Raw genomic sequence first — 15109 nt, 5'->3', positions numbered from 1 at the left:
TTAACCTCGCGGCTCTGATTGGCTGGCGGCATGAGCGGCAACGCTCTCGGCCAGGATCGCCAGCACCAGTTGCTGGAAATCCAGACCGGCCGCCCGTGCCGCCATCGGCACCAGACTGTGGTCAGTCATGCCCGGGGCGGTGTTGACTTCCAGGAACCAGAACTGCCCGTCGGCGTCCTGCATCACATCGGCACGCGCCCAACCGGCGATACCGAGCGCCTCACAGGCTTTCGCCGTGAGGTCCATCAGTTCTTTTTCCTTGTGACTGTCGAGGCCGCACGGGATCCGGTACTGGGTATCGGAAGCCAGGTACTTGGCGTCGTAGTCGTAGAACGAATGCGGGGTGCCGAGGGCGATCGGTGGCAGGATCTGCCCACGCAGGGTGGCGATGGTGAACTCCGGACCCTGGATCCATTGTTCGACCAACACTTGCGAATCGTAGGCGGCGGCGGCTTTCCAGGCGACGATCAACTCATCGACGCCGGTCACCTTGGCCATCCCAATACTGGAGCCTTCATGGGCAGGTTTGACGATCAAAGGGAAACCCAGTTCCGCGCCAGCGCGAATACAGTCGACCTCCGAGCTCAACACGGCATGACGGGGCGTCGGAATCCCCAGGCTGTGCCAGACCTGCTTGGTACGCAATTTGTCCATGGCCAGGGCCGAAGCGAGAATGCCACTGCCGGTGTAGGGAATGCCCAGGCACTCCAGCAACCCCTGCATGCTGCCGTCTTCACCGCCGCGACCGTGAAGAATGATGAAGGCACGGTCGATCTTCTCGTGCAGCAGGCGCTGCAGGAAGTCGTCACCCACGTCGATGCCGAACGCATCGACACCGGCGCTCTGCAGGGCCTCGAGCACCGCATTGCCGGACTTCAGCGAGACTTCGCGCTCGGCGCTCTTGCCACCGAACAGCACGGCGACACGGCCGAAGGCCTTCGGCTCGAGGGTCGAGAACAGGTTGGCGTAGGCAGCGGTCATTTCGATTTCCCCGGGCTGACTGCGGCAACGGCGCCGGCGAACAACGAACTCTTGAGCAACTGCGGGGCGAGGCCGCCGATATCACCGGCGCCCTGGCACAGCAGGATGTCGCCCGGCAGCAGCAACGGCTTGACCAGCGGAGCCAGCTCCACGCCACGCTCGATATAGATCGGGTCGAGCTGGCCGCGCTGACGGATGCTGCGGCACAGCTGGCGGCTGTCCGCCCCCGGGATCGGCTCTTCACCGGCCGGGTAGACTTCCATCAGCAACAGCACATTGGCGTCGGCCAGCACCTGGACGAAATCGTCGTACAGGTCGCGGGTACGGGTATAGCGGTGTGGCTGGTAGACCATCACCAGACGGCGTTCCGGCCAGCCACCGCGTACAGCCTTGATCACCGCCGCGACTTCGGTCGGGTGGTGGCCGTAGTCGTCGACCAGCATCACGCTGCCGCCGTCCACCGGCAATTCGCCGTAGACCTGGAAGCGCCGACCCACGCCCTGGAAGCCCGACAGGCCCTGGACGATGGCCTCGTCGCTGATGCCCTCGTCGGTGGCGATGGCGATGGTCGCCAGGGAGTTCAGGACGTTGTGGTTGCCCGGCATGTTCACCGAGACGTTCAGCGGTTCGCGGTCACGACGCAGCACGGTGAAGTGAGTCTGCATGCCGGCCTGGCGGATATTGATCGCGCGCACGTCGGCGTCTTCGTGAACCCCGTAGGTCACGGTCGGACGGGCGATCTGCGGCAGAATCTCGCGCACCACCGGATCGTCCAGGCAGACCACGGCCAGACCGTAGAACGGCAGGTTGTGGAGGAACTCGACGAAGGTCTTCTTCAGTTTGTTGAAGTCACCTTCGTAGGTGTCCATGTGGTCGGCGTCGATGTTGGTGACCACCGCGACCAGCGGCTGCAGGTGCAGGAAGCTGGCATCGCTCTCATCGGCTTCGGCGATCAGGTAGCGGCTGGTGCCGAGCTGGGCATTGGTGCCCGCGGCATTCAGGCGGCCACCGATGACGAAGGTCGGGTCCAGGCCGCCGGCGGCGAACACCGAGGCGATCAGACTGGTGGTGGTGGTCTTGCCGTGGGTACCGGCCACGGCAATCCCGTGGCGATAGCGCATCAGTTCGGCGAGCATCTCGGCCCGTGGCACCACCGGGATACGCCGCTCCAGGGCGGTCGCGACTTCCGGATTGGATTTGTTCACGGCACTGGAAACCACCAGCACATCGGCGCTGGCGGCGTTCTCGGAACGGTGACCGATAAAGATCTGCGCGCCGAACGACTCTAGCCGGTCAGTGACCGGCGAGGTTTTCAGGTCGGAACCGGAGACTTCATAGCCCAGGTTCAACAGCACTTCGGCGATCCCGCACATGCCCACGCCGCCGATACCGACGAAGTGGATACGGCGGATACGGCGCATTTCCGGTTGCGGCATGGCTTTCTGATTCTCAACCATGGGCCACCTCCAGGCAGATCTCGACGACGGTGCGGGTAGCATCGGGCTTGGCCAGGCGGCGTGCGGTGCTCGCCATGGTGTTCAGTCGTTCCGGTTGCATCAAAACCTCTGTCAGGCGTGCCGCCAGGTCGGCGGCGCCAGTCGTTCTTTGCGGCAGCAGGAAGGCAGCGCCCTCCCCGGCCAAATATTCGGCATTGCGGGTCTGGTGGTCGTCGATCGCATGGGGCAAGGGCACCAGCAACGAGGGCAGACCGGCCGCAGCCAGTTCACTGACGGTCAAGGCGCCTGCGCGACAGACCACCAGGTCGGCCCAGCCATAGGCTTGGGCCATGTCTTTGATAAACGGCGCCACCTGCGCCTCGACGCCGACCGCCTTGTAGCGTTCGGCGGTGACTTCGTCATGATTGCGGCCGGCCTGGTGGAAAACTTCCGGGCGGTATTCGGCCGGCACCTGGGCCAGGGCCTCCGGCAGCAACTTGTTCAACGGCTCGGCACCGAGGCTGCCGCCGAGGATCAGCAGGCGCGCGCGACGACCGGCGAGGGTCTGGCGCGGGGTTTCCAGGAACAGTTCGGTGCGCACCGGATTACCGGTGGTCCGACGTTTTCCAGAGGCGCCGAAGGTGTTCGGGAAAGCTTCGCAGACCCGGGACGCCAAGGGCACCAGCAGCCGATTGGCGGTACCCGCCACGGCATTCTGCTCATGCACGATCACCGGTACGCCGGCCATGCGCGCGGCAACTCCACCCGGGCCGGTGACATAACCACCGAAGCCCAGCACGCAGACCGGCTGCAACTGGCGGATCACCTTGCGCGCCTGCCAGACGGCTTTGAGCAGGACGAACGGCGCCTTGAGCAGCGACAGCTTGCCTTTGCCCCGCAGCCCCGTGACGTTGATCAGGTGCAGCGGCAATCCGGCAGCCGGTACCAACTCGTTTTCGATGCCCCGTGGCGTGCCCAGCCAATGCACGGTGTAGCCCCGCGCCTGGAATTCGCGGGCACAGGCCAGCGCCGGGAACACGTGGCCACCGGTACCGCCGGCCATGATCAATACGTTAGCGCCCATGGGGAGTGTCCTCCGCAAAGTCGCTTTCATCGAATTCCATCTCTTCGCTGCCCAGGTGGGTTCGACTTTCCCACTCGATACGCAGCAACAGGCCGAGACAGGCACAGCAGATTACCAGCGAGCTGCCGCCATAACTGAGGAACGGCAAGGTCAGGCCCTTGGTCGGCAGTAGACCGACGTTCACGCCGATATTGATCAGGAACTGACCAATCCACAGAAACGCCAGGCCGTAGGCCATATAGGCGGCGAAGAACTGCTTGGCCTTCTCGGCCCACAGACCGATGTACATCGCCCGCACGCTGACGAACACGAACAGCGCGACGGTGCACAGGGAGCCGACGGCACCCAGCTCTTCCGCCAGCACGGAGAACACGAAGTCGGTGTGGGCTTCCGGCAGGTAGAACTGCTTCTGCACGCTGTTGCCCAGGCCGACCCCCAGCCACTCGCCGCGACCGAAGGCGATCAGCGCCTGGGTCAACTGATAGCCGGAACCGAACTGGTCGGCCCAGGGATCGGTAAAGGTGGTCAGGCGCGCCATCCGGTAGGGTTGCGCCTTGATCAGCACCACCACCGCGACCACCGCCAGCAGGACCATCAGGCCAAAGCGCAACAAGCCGACGCCGCCGAGGAACAGCATCGCCGCCGCCGCGCCCATCATGACCACGGTGGCGCCGAAGTCCGGCTCCATCAGCAACAGGCCGGCCATCGGCAGCAGCACGATGAACGGCTTGAAGAAGCCCATCCAGCTTTCCCGTACTTCCTTCTGCCGGCGTACCAGGTAGCCGGCGAGGTAGATCACCACGAAGACCTTGGCGATTTCCGAAGGCTGCACGTTGAAGAAACTGAAGCCGATCCAGCGCATCGAGCCGTTCACCTCACGACCGATGCCCGGCAGCAGCACCATCACCAACAGGCCGAAGGCGCCCACCAGCATCATGAAGCCCATGCGCTGCCAGGTGGCGATCGGCACCATCATCGTGGCGATACAGGCGCCCAGGCCGATGACCAGGTAGATGAGGTGGCGAATCATGTGATACAGCGCGTTGCCCGACTGCACGGCAGCCACTTCGGACGAGGCCGAGGTGATCATCACCAGCCCGAGGCCGAGCAACGCCAGGCAACCGGCGAGCATCGGGAAATCGACGTCGACGCCACGCCCGGTAATGATCGGCGATGGATAAGGCTTGATGATATTGAAGTTCATACCAACCCCTCCACGGCCTGGGCGAACAGGCGTCCGCGTTCTTCATAGTTCTTGAACATGTCGAAGCTCGCGCAGGCCGGCGACAGCAATACCGCGTCACCCGGCTCGGCCAGTTCGGCACAGCGTTGCACGGCATCGTCCAGGCTCTGCACACGGACCAGCGGCACGTCATCGCCAAGGGCCTTGGCCAGCAGCTCGCTATCCCGGCCAAGCAGGACCACCGCCCGGCAGTTGGCCGCGACCGGGCCGCGCAGACCGCTGAAATCGGCGCCCTTGCCATCGCCACCGGCGATCAGTACCAGCTTGCCGGCGATGTCGCCGCCCAGGCCTTCGATAGCGGCCAGGGCCGCACCGACGTTGGTGGCCTTGGAGTCGTTGTAGTAATTCACGCCCTTCAGTTCGCGCACCCATTGGCAGCGGTGCTCAAGACCGGCGAATGTCCGCAGGCTCGACAGCATGGCGTCGAACGGCAATCCCACGGCATGCCCGAGTGCCAGCGCCGCGAGGGCATTGGACTGGTTGTGGGCACCACGGATCTTCAGTTCGCTCACCGGCATCAGGTTCTGGAATTCGAAGGCCAGGTATTTCTCGCCATTTTCTTCACGCAGGCCGAAGGCCTTGAAGTCCGGCTTGCCGAGGCCGAAGGTCCAGCACGGCAGGCCTTCGCTCATCAACGGACGGGACAGCGCATCCTGGCGGTTGACCACCACCTGTTTCGCCCCTCGGAAAATCCGGTGCTTGGCCAGGTGATAAGCCGGCAGGCCGCTGTAGCGGTCCATGTGGTCTTCGCTGACATTGAGCACGGTCGCCACTTCGGCGCCCAACTGATCGGTGGTTTCCAGCTGGAAGCTCGACAGTTCCAGCACGTACAGCTCGACATCGTCGCTGAGCAGGTCCAGCGCCGGGGTCCCGAGATTGCCGCCGACCGCCACGCGCTTGCCGGCCGCCGCGGCCATTTCGCCGACCAGGGTGGTCACGGTGCTCTTGGCGTTGGAACCGCTGATGGCGACGATCGGCGCCTTCGCGTTACGCGCGAACAGCTCGATATCGCCGGACAGCTTCACGCCACGGGCCGCGGCCGCCTGCAGGGCCGGGGTCGCCAGGGCCAGGCCGGGGCTCACGTAGAGCTCGTCGGCGCGGCAGAGGAATTCCACGTCCAGCTCGCCACAACGCACTTCCACCTGCGGATAGTCACGACGCAGCGTGGCCAGTTCCGGTGGATTGTCCCGCGTGTCGGCCACCGCAAAGGCAACGCCCCGGTTCGCCAGGAAGCGAACCAGGGACATGCCGCTCTTGCCGAGGCCGACAATGATGCGGAAGTGGTCAGAAGCGATCAGCGACACGTGTTCTACCTCAGCTTCAGGGTGGCAAGGCCGATCAACACGAGAATCACGGTGATGATCCAGAAACGGACAATCACGCGCGGCTCGGGCCAGCCCTTGAGTTCAAAGTGGTGGTGAATCGGCGCCATACGGAAAACCCGGCGGCCGGTCAGTTTGAAAGAGGCGACCTGGATCACCACCGACAGGGTTTCCATCACGAACACGCCGCCCATGATGAACAGGACGATTTCCTGGCGAACGATCACCGCGATGGTGCCCAGGGCGGCACCCAGCGCCAGGGCGCCGACGTCGCCCATGAAAACCTGGGCCGGATAGGTGTTGAACCAGAGGAAACCAAGGCCGGCACCGATCAGCGCGCCACAGAACACGATCAGTTCGCCCGCGCCCGGTACATAGGGAATCAGCAGGTATTCGGCGAACTTCACGTTACCCGACAGGTAGCAGAAGATCCCCAGCGCGCCGCCGACCATCACCGTCGGCATGATCGCCAGGCCATCGAGGCCATCGGTGAGGTTGACCGCGTTGCTCGAACCGACGATCACGAAGTAGGTCAGGATCACGAAGCCCACGCCCAGCGGGATACTGACGTCCTTGAGCATGGGCACGATCAGGGTGGTTTCCACCGGAGTCTGTGCGGTCATGAACAGGAAAATCGCCGCGCCCAGACCGAACACCGACTGCCAGAAATACTTCCAGCGGCTGGGCAGGCCACGGGAGTTCTTTTCGATCACCTTGCGATAGTCGTCGACCCAGCCGACAGCCCCGAACAGCAGGGTGACCAGCAGCACCACCCAGACATAGCGGTTGTGCAGGTCGGCCCACAGCAGGGTGCTGATACCGATGGACGACAGGATCAGCGCGCCCCCCATGGTCGGCGTGCCGGACTTGGAGAGGTGCGATTGCGGGCCGTCATTGCGAACCGATTGGCCGATCTGCAGGCTCTGGAGGGTACGAATCATCCACGGGCCGAGAAACAGCGACAGAGACAACGCGGTCAGCACCCCGAGAATCCCGCGCAGGGTCAGGTACTGAAAGACCGCGAAGCCTTTGTAGAACTGTTGCAGATACTCCGCTAGCAGCAGCAGCATTAATGCGTCTCTCCCTTATGCACATGAGGCGCAGGCCCGCACAAAGCCGCGACGATGTTTTCCATCGCAGCGCTGCGCGAACCCTTGATCAAAATGGTGGTATTGGTGTCTTGTTCGGCGCCCAGCGCCTCGATCAGATCGGCCTGGGTGGCGAAATGACGAGCCTGCTGGCCGAATGCGTTGACGGCGTGGACCATCATCGGCCCCACCGCATACAGCGCTGAAACCTTGCCGGCGGCATAGGCCCCTACTTCACGATGTCCCTGCTCCGCCCACTCGCCCAACTCGCCGATATCCCCGAGCACCAGAACGGTGCGGCCGGAAAAGCCGGCGAGTATATCAACGGCCGCGCACATCGAGGTGGGGTTCGCGTTGTAAGTGTCATCGATGACCCGCACGCCGTTGCTGGCCAGTTGCGCGACTGCCCGGCCCTTGACCGGCTGGACGGCTTCCAGCCCGGCAACGATGCCCGGCAGGGAAATACCCAGCGCATGGGCCGCCGCCGCCGCCGCCAGGGCGTTGGCGACGTTGTGGCTGCCCAACAGATTCAGTTGCACGGGCGCGCTGCCGTCGGGGCCGTGCAGTACGAACTGCGGGCAACCGCGCGGATCGCGGGAAATATCGCTGCCATGGAAGTCGGCGGCGCTGTTGCCCAGGGCAAAGCTGAGCACCTTGCGCGCACCGGCACGGGCTTTCCAGATGGCGAAGGCCTTGTCGTCCAGATTGAGTACGGCAACACCATCGGCCTGCAGGCCCTCGATGATCTCGCCCTTGGCCTCGACGATCTTGTCGGGGCCGCCGAACTCGCCGACATGGGCGGTTCCGGCATTGTTCAAGATGGCCACATGAGGCTTGGTCATGGCGACGGTGTAGGCGATTTCGCCGATGCGCGAAGCGCCCAGTTCAATCACTGCAGCGCTGTGTTCCGGCGCCAGTTCGAGCAGGGTCAACGGCACACCCAGTTCGTTGTTCAGGTTGCCGCGGGTCGCCAGCACCAGCCCTCGGGTACGCAGGATGCTCGCGAGCATCTCCTTGACCGTGGTCTTGCCGCTGGAGCCGGTGATCGCCGCCACCGGCCGGGTAAACCGGGCACGGTTCAGGGCACCCAGTTGGCCGAGCGCCAGGCGGGTATCGCGCACCAGCAACTGGGGCAGTTCGGTTCCCGGGACTTCACGTTCGACCAACGCCGCGACGGCGCCCTTGGCCGCCACATCGTTCAGGTAATCGTGCCCGTCGAAACGCGGACCGGTCAGGGCGACAAACAACTGGCCCGGCTGGATGGCCCGGCTGTCGATGCTCACTCCGGAGAAACTCGCGTCCGCCGAGACAAGACGCCCCGACAGGTCATTGGCGACGGCACTCAACTGCATGGCTTCAAGCATGTGCGGCCTCCCAGGCTTGCAGTGCCTTCGATGCCTCGACCAGATCGGAGAAGGCATGGCGTTCGCCATTGATTTCCTGGTAATCCTCATGGCCCTTGCCAGCCAGGACGATCACATCGTCGGCCTTGGCCGCGGCGATCAGTTCGGCAATGGCCAGGCCACGACCGGCCACGAAGCGGACGGCATCGGCGGCGACAAAACCCGCGCGGATATCGTCGAAAATCCGCAGGGGATCTTCGGTCCGGGGGTTGTCGTCGGTGACCAGCACGCTGTCGGCCAGGCGCTCGACCACTTCCGCCATCAACGGACGCTTGCCGCGATCACGGTCGCCGCCACAGCCGAACAGGCAGCGCAACTGCCCCTTGGCATGTGGGCGCAGGGCCAGCAGGACTTTTTCCAGGGCGTCCGGGGTGTGGGCGTAATCCACCACCACCAGGGGACAGGCGCCGCCGCCCAGGCGCTGCATGCGACCGGCCGGGCCTTCGAGCTGTGGCAGCACCCGGAGAATCTCATCCAGCGCGTAATCCAGCCCCAGCAATGCGCCCACTGCGGCCAGGACGTTGCTCAGGTTGAAACGCCCCAGCAGCGTGCTGCGCAGGTGGTGTTCACCTTGCGGGGTCACCAGGGTGGCGCGCACACCTTCGTCGCCGAACTGCGCATCGCGGCAATACAGATAGGCGCCGCTGTCTTCCAGGCTGTAGGTGATCAGCCGGGATTCGTGTTCCTGCGCTGCCAGCTGACGACCGAAATCGTCATCGATATTGATCACCCGGCAGCTCAGGTCGGTCCAGCCGAACAACTTGGCCTTCTCGGCCCCATAGGCTTCCATGGTGCCGTGGTAATCGAGGTGATCGCGGGAGAGGTTGGTCAGCACCGCCACGTCGAACGCCAGCGCGCTGACGCGGCCCTGGTGCAGGCCGTGGGAAGACACTTCCATGGCAATCGCCTTGGCACCGGCTTTCTTCAGGTCAGCCAGGGTCGCCTGGACGGCAATCGGGTCCGGCGTCGTATGCAGGCCGCTGTGCAGGGCACCATAAAAACCGGTACCCAGGGTGCCGACGATCCCACAGTGCTGGCCGAGCAGGTCCAGGGCCTGGGCAACCAGTTGGGTGACGCTGGTCTTGCCGTTGGTCCCGGTGACACCCAACAGGTTCAATTGACGACTCGGGTCGCCATAGAAGCGCCCGGCGATATCCGACAACTGTGCCGCCAGGCCCTTGACCGGGATCAGCGGGATATCAGTGATCGGCAGGACAGTGGCGCCTTCCACTTCATAGGCAACCGCCGCCGCGCCGCGCTGCAGGGCGTCGGCAATATGGCTGCGGCCATCGACCTTGCCGCCCGGCACCGCCAGGAACAGGTCGCCGGCACGCACTTTGCGGCTGTCGAGCGCCAACTCGCGAATCAGCAGATCGCGGCCGGCGTGAGGAAAGATCTTGTTCAGGCTCAGGGACATTAACCACGCCCTCCTTTTACAGGTACGGGTGCGGCAATGGCTTGCTGCTGCGGAATGCTCGACAGGTCATCCGGGCTGACGTTCATCAGCCGCAGGGTGCCGGACATCACCTTGCTGAAGACCGGAGCCGAGACCAGGCCGCCGAAGTAACCGGCCTTGCTCGGTTCGTCGATCACTACCACGATGGCGTAGCGCGGATCGCTCATCGGACCGAAACCGGCGAACAGCGAGCGGTAGGAGTTCTCGGCATAGCCCTTGGTGCCGACCGATGTCTTGCGCGCGGTACCGGACTTGCCGGCGACATGGTAGGCCGGGACTTTGGCACGCCAGACACCCCGCGGAGCCTCGATCACCTGCTGCAGCATGCCTTGCATGGTCTTGGCGACATTTTCCGGGATGACCTGGGTGCCCTCGGGCATCTTGTCGGTCTTGATCAGGGTCAGCGGGACGATCTTGCCGTTGTTGGCCAGCGCCGAGAACGCGTGCACCAGCTGGATGGCGGTCACCGACAGGCCGTAGCCATAGGACAGGGTCGCCGTCTCGGCCTTGCGCCACTCACGGTAGTTCGGCAGGTTGCCGACACGCTCGCCGGGGAAACCGAGGCCGGTGTCCTGGCCCAGGCCGACTTTCTGCATCACGCGGAAAATCGCCTCGCCACCGATATCGAAGGCGACCTTGCTCATCCCCACGTTACTGGAGTTGATCAGGATGCCGGTCAGGTCGAGCACCGGGCCTTCGGTCTTGGATACGTCACGAATGGTGTACTTGCCCAACTGCAGGGTGCCCGGATAGACCTCGACCGTGTCGGAAGGCTTCCAGCGCCCGGTTTCCAGGGCGGCACTCATGGAGATCGGCTTCATGGTCGAACCCGGCTCGAACACGTCGATCATCGCGCGGTTGCGCATCATCGCTGGCTGCAGGTTGCGACGGTTGTTGGGGTTGTAGGTCGGCTGGTTGACCATGGCGAGGATCTCGCCGGTCTTCACGTCCATGATCACCAGGCTGCCGGCCTTGGCGCCGTTTTCCACCAGGGCGTTGCGCAGTTCGCGGTTGGCCAGGTATTGCAGGCGCAGGTCAATGGACAACGCCAAGGGCTTGCCGGCCTTGGCGTTCTTGGTGACCTGGACATCCTTGATCAGCCGGCCGCGCCGGTCCTTGATCACCTGTCGCTTGCCCGGCACCCCGGCCAGCCACTCGTCGTAGGCCAGCTCCACCCCTTCGCGACCATGGTCGTCGATATCGGTAAAGCCGACCATGTGGGCCGCCACTTCGCCGGCCGGATAAAAACGCCGGAATTCCTCGATGCCATAGACACCGGGAACCTTAAGATCGAGCACGGCCTGGCCCTGCTCCGGGGTCAGGCCGCGAACCAGGTAGATGAATTCCTTGTTGGCCTGTTGTTCCAGGCGTTCGGTCAGCAGCTTCGGGTCCTGCCCGAGCGCCATGGCCAGTGCCGGCCAGCGGTCCTTGGCCAGTTGCATTTCCTTGGCGTTGGCCCACAGCGTGGTCACCGGCGTACTGACCGCCAGGGGCTCGCCGTTACGGTCGGTGATCAGACCACGGTGCGCGGGAATCGGGATATGCCGCATGCTGCGCGCATCGCCCTGGCCGATCAGGAACGCGCGGTCGATGACCTGCAGGTCGACGATCTTCCAGCCGATATAGCCGACCATGATCGCCAGCGCGCCGAGGACCACGCGGAAGCGCCACGGATAGAGTGCGCCCTCGAGTTTCATCATGGCGCCACCATCCTGACTTCGGATGGGCTGGGGATGCGCATCTTCAGTTGTTCGGTGGCCAGGGTCTCGATCCGGCTATGGGCCGTCCAGGTGCTCTGCTCGAGGATCAGGCGGCCCCATTCGGCCTGGGCCTTGTCACGCACACTCAGTTCGCCATACAACGAATTGAGCAATTGACGATTCCAGTGCGCGCTGTAGGCCACGCCGATGGCGGAGACCAGCACGGCGATAAACAGCAGGAACATGAAAAAGCTTCCGCCGGGAAGTGGCTTGGCGTAGAGCTTGCTCACCGCAACTTCTCCGCGACCCGCATCACGGCGCTGCGCGCGCGTGGATTGGCCTTGAGTTCGGCTTCGGAGGCGAACTGCGCCTTGCCGTGTACCTTGATACGCGGCTCGAACGCCTGATGACGTACCGGCAGGTTACGCGGCAGATTGTCACCCTCGCCCTTGACCAGGCGTCGCATGAACAGCTTGACGATACGGTCTTCCAGCGAGTGGAAACTGATCACCACCAGGCGGCCACCGACTTCCAGGGCATCGAGCGCCGCTTCGAGGCCGGTTTCAAGATCGCCCAGTTCATTGTTGACGTGGATGCGCAGCCCCTGGAAAGCCCGGGTAGCCGGGTTCTTGCCCTTTTCCCAGGCAGGATTGGCGACCTTGAGCACTTCGGCCAGGTCGGCGGTACGTTCGAAAGGCTTGATTGCACGGCGCTCGACCACGGCCCGGGCCATGCGGCCGGAGAATCGCTCTTCGCCATATTCCTTGAAGACACGGGCGATTTCTTCTGCCGGTGCCGTGGCGATGAACTCGGCGGCACTGATCCCGCGCGACGGATCCATGCGCATGTCCAGCGGGCCGTCGTTCATGAAACTGAAGCCGCGCTCCGGGTCGTCCAGTTGCGGCGAGGACACCCCGAGGTCGAGCAGGATGCCGTTGACCTTGCCCGCCATATTGCGTTCGACGATCTCCGAACCCAGCTCGGCAAAGCTGCGCTGCACAACGACAAAGCGGCCGTCTTCGGCCGCTAGCGCTTGCCCGGTGGCAATCGCCTGTGGATCCTTGTCGAAACCGAGAAGTCGGCCATCCGGCCCGAGCTTGCTGAGAATCAGCCGGCTATGCCCGCCACGACCGAAAGTGCCGTCCAGATAGCAGCCATCAGGACGTACGGCGAGAGCCTCGACGGCTTCGTCAAGCAGTACGGTGATGTGGTTGAAGCCGCTATCAATAGTCACAGGATCAGATCACGCAGTTCATCAGGCATCGCGCCCGGTTGTTGAATGGCCGCCAGGTCAGCTGCAGATACAGCATTCCAGGCGTCCTCGTCCCACAGTTGAAACTTGTTCAGTTGGCCCACCAGCATCGCGCGCTTGTCCAGCTTCGCGTACTCGCGCAGGCGCGGCGGCACCAGGAAACGGCCGCTGCCGTCGAGTTCGAGATCGACGGCATTACCAATCAGCAGACGTTGCAGACGGCGGTTCTCTTCCCGCAGCGACGGCAACGCACGCAACTTGGTTTCAATCAGTTCCCACTCATCGAGCGGGTACACACACAAGCAGGGATCCACCGCATCAATGGTGACGATCAATTGTCCGGAACTACGCGAATCGAGCTCGTCACGGTACCGGCTCGGCATGGCGAGACGGCCCTTTGCATCGAGACTGATAGCGTTAGCTCCGCGAAACACAGATGCGTTTCTCCAAATATTAGCGTTTTACGTTCAAAAAACCCACTTCATGCCACTTTCCGCCACTTGTGCACACTATAGGAATGCGCCCACCACACCGTCAAGGCGCGGTCCTAAGGAAAAGCCTTACAGAACGGAGATTTAGGAGCATAAAAGGAGACTTTGGGACAATTCGGAGAGGGTTTTGCCAGACAAACTTCATGCAGCTCAAAAATTTGAGGTCTGAAGTTAAAGTGATTTGTTAAGAGTAAGATTTTTTCGGTATTACAAATGCGCTTCTGCCAGCGATTGCGAGCAGGGAGGGAAAGAGGTGGAGAGTCGATCTGTAAGCCGGGTTCTGTCGAGGACAGTCATTCCTCTACGATGGCCATCACTGGACATCTTTAGCAACCTACCCGGTTCCAGCGCGGGCCACGCCTAGGAACCCTATTTGGTCTTGCTCCGAGTGGGGTTTACCTAGCCACGAACTGTTGCCAGACGTGCGGTGCGCTCTTACCGCACCTTTTCACCCTTACCGGCACCGAAATGCTTAGGCGGTTATTTTCTGTGGCACTTTCCGTAGGCTCGCGCCTCCCAGGCATTACCTGGCACTCCGCCCTATGGAGCCCGGACTTTCCTCCCCCCTCTAATTTTCATAGAGGGCAGCGACTGTCCAATCGACTCTCCGCCGCGAAGGTTACCGGCACATGACACGAAGGACAAGCTTTAAAGCCGCCACTGTCCCGATAAGCCCGGCCACAGGGATTCCGGTCACTTTACCCAGGAAAAACCCGACACCAACCATGGATCAATCCCACCTCCAAATAAGTCAGTCGTTTTTCTGTTTCTCGAGCGCGACCTGATACAGCACATTCTTGCGCACACCGGTGATTTCCGCCGCCAGGGCCGCGGCACGCTTGAGTGGCATTTCCTTGAGCAGCAGATCGAGGATACGCATGGCTTCGGCACCGACCGCATCGTCGGTTTCCGGCGCAGTCCAACCGGCAACCAGGACCACGCACTCGCCCCGTTGCTGATTGCTGTCGGCCTCGACAAAGCCGCGCAACTCGCCCAACGGCAAGCCCTTGAGCGTCTCGAAGGTCTTGGTCAGCTCGCGCCCCAGCAACGCCGGGCGTTCCGGGCCGAACACCAGCTCCATGTCCTGCAGGCATTCGAGGATCCGGTGCGGCGCCTCGTAGAAGATCAGGGTCCGTGGCTCTTCCTTCAACAGTTCCAGGCGCGAGCGACGTCCGACCGCCTTGGCTGGCAGGAAGCCTTCGAAGATAAAGCGATCGGACGGCAACCCGGCCGCCGACAGCGCCGCAATAAGCGCACAGGCACCGGGCACCGGCACCACCTTGATCCCCGCGGCCCGGGCCTGGCGCACCAGGTGATAACCCGGATCGGAAATCAGCGGCGTGCCGGCGTCGGAGATCAGCGCAACGTCCTCGCCCGCCAACAGCTTGGCGATAAAACGGCTACCCTCATCACGTTCGTTGTGCTCGTGACAGGCCGCCAGCGGCGTGGCGATACCGAAGTGCTGCAAGAGTCGCAACGAGTGCCGGGTGTCTTCCGCCGCGATCAGCGACACATCGCGCAGTACTTTCATGGCACGCGCACTGATGTCATCCAGGTTACCGATGGGTGTCGCCACCACATAAAGCGAGCCCATCGCGGAATTCAAAGCACCTGGAGCAGTCAAAGCGCACACCTCAAGAAGAACGAAAAACC

The 15109-nt window shown here is 63.2% G+C and carries 13 protein-coding genes and 1 other RNA gene; all 14 read right to left on the bottom strand.

From position 1 onward, the window contains the following. The gene (locus tag HX881_RS09920; protein ID WP_017123610.1) at positions 1 to 981 is read right to left on the bottom strand and encodes a D-alanine--D-alanine ligase; all 981 of its coding nucleotides are present in this window, start codon (positions 979 to 981) and stop codon (positions 1 to 3) included. After that, entirely contained in the window at positions 978 to 2438 is a 1461-nt protein-coding gene (gene murC, locus HX881_RS09915) for a UDP-N-acetylmuramate--L-alanine ligase (protein WP_017123609.1), read from the bottom strand. The genes HX881_RS09920 and murC overlap by 4 nt, the downstream gene beginning before the upstream one ends. Beyond that, a complete protein-coding gene (gene murG / locus HX881_RS09910) occupies positions 2431 to 3501 on the bottom strand; it encodes an undecaprenyldiphospho-muramoylpentapeptide beta-N-acetylglucosaminyltransferase (protein ID WP_177084151.1) in 1071 nt (356 codons plus the stop codon). The genes murC and murG overlap by 8 nt, the downstream gene beginning before the upstream one ends. After that, on the bottom strand, positions 3491 to 4705 hold the full coding sequence (gene ftsW / locus HX881_RS09905; protein ID WP_017123608.1) for a putative lipid II flippase FtsW: 1215 nt from the start codon (positions 4703 to 4705) through the stop codon (positions 3491 to 3493). The genes murG and ftsW overlap by 11 nt, the downstream gene beginning before the upstream one ends. Continuing rightward, the gene (gene murD / locus HX881_RS09900) at positions 4702 to 6048 is read right to left on the bottom strand and encodes a UDP-N-acetylmuramoyl-L-alanine--D-glutamate ligase (protein WP_017123607.1); all 1347 of its coding nucleotides are present in this window, start codon (positions 6046 to 6048) and stop codon (positions 4702 to 4704) included. The genes ftsW and murD overlap by 4 nt, the downstream gene beginning before the upstream one ends. 5 nt (positions 6049 to 6053) lie before the next feature. After that, positions 6054 to 7136, bottom strand: a complete 1083-nt coding sequence (gene mraY, locus HX881_RS09895; protein ID WP_017123606.1) for a phospho-N-acetylmuramoyl-pentapeptide-transferase — start codon at positions 7134 to 7136, stop codon at positions 6054 to 6056. Further along, a complete protein-coding gene (locus HX881_RS09890; RefSeq protein ID WP_017123605.1) occupies positions 7136 to 8518 on the bottom strand; it encodes a UDP-N-acetylmuramoyl-tripeptide--D-alanyl-D-alanine ligase in 1383 nt (460 codons plus the stop codon). The genes mraY and HX881_RS09890 overlap by 1 nt, the downstream gene beginning before the upstream one ends. After that, entirely contained in the window at positions 8511 to 9974 is a 1464-nt protein-coding gene (locus HX881_RS09885; RefSeq protein WP_103032748.1) for a UDP-N-acetylmuramoyl-L-alanyl-D-glutamate--2,6-diaminopimelate ligase, read from the bottom strand. Before HX881_RS09885 ends, HX881_RS09890 begins: the two co-directional genes overlap by 8 nt. Further along, entirely contained in the window at positions 9974 to 11710 is a 1737-nt protein-coding gene (locus HX881_RS09880; RefSeq protein ID WP_167331612.1) for a peptidoglycan D,D-transpeptidase FtsI family protein, read from the bottom strand. Before HX881_RS09880 ends, HX881_RS09885 begins: the two co-directional genes overlap by 1 nt. Next, positions 11710 to 12003 carry a cell division protein FtsL gene (ftsL, locus tag HX881_RS09875; protein WP_017123603.1) on the bottom strand — a complete coding sequence of 98 codons (294 nt, stop codon included), beginning with the start codon at positions 12001 to 12003 and terminating at the stop codon, positions 11710 to 11712. The genes HX881_RS09880 and ftsL overlap by 1 nt, the downstream gene beginning before the upstream one ends. Continuing rightward, entirely contained in the window at positions 12000 to 12947 is a 948-nt protein-coding gene (gene rsmH, locus HX881_RS09870) for a 16S rRNA (cytosine(1402)-N(4))-methyltransferase RsmH (RefSeq protein ID WP_377650860.1), read from the bottom strand. The genes ftsL and rsmH overlap by 4 nt, the downstream gene beginning before the upstream one ends. Further along, the gene (mraZ, locus tag HX881_RS09865; protein WP_026013246.1) at positions 12944 to 13399 is read right to left on the bottom strand and encodes a division/cell wall cluster transcriptional repressor MraZ; all 456 of its coding nucleotides are present in this window, start codon (positions 13397 to 13399) and stop codon (positions 12944 to 12946) included. Before mraZ ends, rsmH begins: the two co-directional genes overlap by 4 nt. A gap of 310 nt (positions 13400 to 13709) precedes the next feature. Continuing rightward, positions 13710 to 14063: RNase P RNA component class A (gene rnpB / locus HX881_RS09860), an RNA gene on the bottom strand. 144 nt (positions 14064 to 14207) lie between these two features. After that, positions 14208 to 15050 (bottom strand): 16S rRNA (cytidine(1402)-2'-O)-methyltransferase, encoded by an 843-nt coding sequence (gene rsmI, locus HX881_RS09855; protein WP_017123599.1) that lies wholly within the window; start codon positions 15048 to 15050, stop codon positions 14208 to 14210. Between the last annotated feature and the right edge of the window lie 59 nt (positions 15051 to 15109).

It is taken from the genome of Pseudomonas gingeri (genome assembly GCF_013386115.1).
Classification (GTDB): Bacteria; Pseudomonadota; Gammaproteobacteria; order Pseudomonadales; family Pseudomonadaceae; genus Aquipseudomonas; species Aquipseudomonas gingeri.
The sequence above is the reverse complement of the archived record's forward strand: the minus strand, read 5'-3'. Positions and strand labels throughout refer to the sequence as shown.